2 protein-coding genes and 1 tRNA gene are annotated in these 2,900 nt (G+C 58.6%); 1 reads left to right on the top strand and 2 read right to left on the bottom strand.

What is annotated here, in order from left to right:
- Window positions 1-312, bottom strand: a 312-nt coding sequence (locus tag GX147_08225; GenBank protein NLN60671.1) for an undecaprenyl/decaprenyl-phosphate alpha-N-acetylglucosaminyl 1-phosphate transferase, incomplete at its 3' end; no start/stop codon positions are given.
- A gap of 574 nt (window positions 313-886) precedes the next feature.
- Window positions 887-963, bottom strand: a tRNA-Arg gene (locus GX147_08220).
- A 218-nt stretch (window positions 964-1,181) separates the two neighbouring features.
- Between GX147_08220 and GX147_08215 the strand changes: the two genes are divergently transcribed.
- Window positions 1,182-2,900 (top strand): LysM peptidoglycan-binding domain-containing protein (locus tag GX147_08215; protein ID NLN60670.1); only part of this gene is annotated, 1,719 nt, incomplete at its 3' end.

Genomic DNA, 2,900 nt, shown 5'->3' with positions numbered 1-2,900 from the left:
GTTCAGACGGCGTATGTCGTCGATCAGGCCGATACCGAATATGAGAGCTCCCCCTGCCGCGGCGAAGAGCAGTTGCCTCCCGGGCAAATCGAGGGCCCCCTCCCAGGAAATGAAAAGGAAGCCCAGAAGCAGGGCCAGGTGGAACGACAGGAAAATCGCCGCACCCCCCAGGCGCGATATGGTTCCCGTGTGGACCTTCCTTTTATCCGGCCGGTCCACAGCCCCGATACGGGCGCCCAGCCTGATCATGCCCGGGGTGAGCAGCAGGGACATGGCCAGGGCTGAAAAAAATATCAAACCCGTGGCAATCATATCGCCCCTTTCCCCCTCAATGAGGCCACACCGTCCGACGCCCCACGACGGCCCCCCTTGTTTCCTCCGGCCGGAGCCTTCGCCGTTTTCCTGCCTGGATGCCCGGCATCCCCCGTTGCCAGCCCCTTCACTCCGCACCTCTTTTCATCTGGTTTTCATCTGGATAAAACATCCGTCTTGATGCCACGCCGGCCCGTGATTTGTCAATCGTTTCCAGTCCGGGGCCCTCCAAACATCTCCTCGACGGTTACATTTTATTATGAGGCAACAGGCCGGCCGTACACCCACCCCGTTTTGTCCGTTCCCCGCGGATTTTTCCTTCTTCGGCGGGCTTAACGGGGAGCGGGAGGCGCTGCGGGACGATCCCCGGGGTGGCGATTGTCATCCGTCTTCCCCTGGTCGTCACTTTTTTGTCTGTCCGATTCAGGGCCGGTTCATCAGGGCCCCTGTCACGCGGGGGGATGAGGGGGCAAATCTTCCGTGGCGTATCGCCGTCCCGCTTCCAATTTCAGTGGCGAACGGGGTGAGGAAACGATCGAGGGCCGGGTTTTTTTGCCCGGCCCTGTGGTTTGCATGGTGGGCGATCCGAGATTCGAACTCGGGGCCTTTGGTTCCGGAGACCAACGCTCTATCCAGCTGAGCTAATCGCCCGATACGGTATCATTTCCGACAGGAATCTATGCAAGGGGAGCAGGGCGGATTCATACTATGCCTGAGTAAAATATTCAATGTTTTTTCTCGTTCGCCATCGTTCCCTGAGAGGGGGGGCTTATGGCCCCTCCGTTTTCATCTTTTCGTCCTCATGTTTGAGGGTGTTTTTCCGTTCAGTCCTTCTTGCACGATCCGGCGTGATTTGCTAAAAGACAGGCATGATACGCCAAATATCGAGATACTGTGTCCTGATCGTCCTTGCCTTTGTGGTTTTGGGCGCGGAAGACCTGGCCCGCGCGGCGGGGGTCGTCACGAACATGCGCCACTGGACGGCGCCGGATCATACCCGGATTGTTTTCGATCTGACCGATCCGCCCGTTTTCACCGCTTCCCGTCAGGATGGCGTTCTGGCCGTCACGTTCCGGAATATGACCTGGGGTGAGACAGCGCCCCGGGAAACGGAGTTTGACCAATCGCGGATCGGGAAGCTGTCGATTTCCACCTCGGAGGAAGGGGATACCCTGGTTCGCCTGGAGATGGCAAACAATGTGGAGACCAATGTCTTTCCCCTGAAGAAGTTTATGGATAAACCGGACCGCCTGGTGATCGACATCGAGTTTCCGGAAGTAAGCCGGCGGCAAAGCAGGATGCGCGAGCAGATCAAGGTCTCGACGGACAAGAAGATCATTGTCATCGATCCCGGCCATGGCGGCGATGACCCCGGCGCGGTCGGAAAAAACGGAACCTATGAGAAGGATGTCGTTCTGTCGATCAGCCGGCGGCTGAAAAACAACCTCGACCGCCATGGTTTTTTCCAGGACTACCTGACGCGGGACGGCGATTATTACGTTCCTTTCAATAAAAGACTGCAAATCGCCCGGGAATTCGGCGCGGACATGTTCATCAGCGTTCATGCCGACGCGGCGCGAAACAGGGAAGCCCGGGGCAGTTCCGTGTACTGCCTGTCGTCGGGTGAGGCGTCCAGTGTGGCGGCGAAAATCCTGGCGCAGAACGAAAACCTGGCGGACATCGTCGGCGGTTCCCGGGAAGCCGATATGAAGGAAGAAACCAACCCCATTTTGATCAATATGTGCCAGACGAATACGATCAACATCTCCAAAGCGTTCGGCATGAATGTTCTGTGGGAATTGAGCAATGTCGGTGAGCTGAAGTTCGACAGGGTCCAGGAAGCGCCTTTCAGGGTGCTGAAGATGCCTGAAATTCCGTCGGTCCTGATCGAAACGGCCTACATCTCGAACCTGGAGGAGGAAAAACTGCTCCGAAGCCCGGCCTTTCAGCAAAAACTGGCCGATACGATCGCCCGGGCCGTCGTGCGGTTTTTCCTGATGGAGCCGGGCGGGGAGCCGCCCCTTCTCGTTCAGAGGCCGAAAACGGTTGGCCGGACGAGCGCGATCGCGCCGAAACCGGCCGTATTCCATACGGTGGTGAAGGGGGAAACCCTCAGCAAGATTTCCCGGGAGTACGGGGTGCCCTTGCGGCAACTTCTGAAGATGAACGGGATGCGGATGGAAGACTCCCTGTATGTGGGCAAGCGCCTGAAAATCGAAGAGGGGGGCGGGGAAAGCCTCGCGGCGTCTGGAGGGCAAGGTGGCGGGAAACCATCGGGACGTGCCCCGGCCGGCGGTGGGGATCACAAGGCGTTCTTCACCTATACGGTTGTGAAGGGAGACTCCCTGATCCGGATCGGCGATCGTTTTGGCGTGACTCTCGAGAGTATCCTGGCGCTCAACGGGCTGAAACCGGGAGCGCCCCTGCACGTGGGCAAGCGCCTGAAAATCGAGGGAACCGACCCGGCGGTGGGGACGAGACAACCGGGACGGACTTACCGGGTCAAGGCGGGGGACACGCTTCTGAATATCGCTAAGAAACAGGATGTGCCTGTGGGAACGCTGCTGAAGCTCAACGGGATGAAACTC

The sequence above is a fragment of the Deltaproteobacteria bacterium genome (genome assembly GCA_012522415.1).
GTDB lineage: Bacteria > Desulfobacterota > Syntrophia > Syntrophales > JAAYKM01 > JAAYKM01.
The sequence above is the reverse complement of the archived record's forward strand: the minus strand, read 5'-3'. Positions and strand labels throughout refer to the sequence as shown.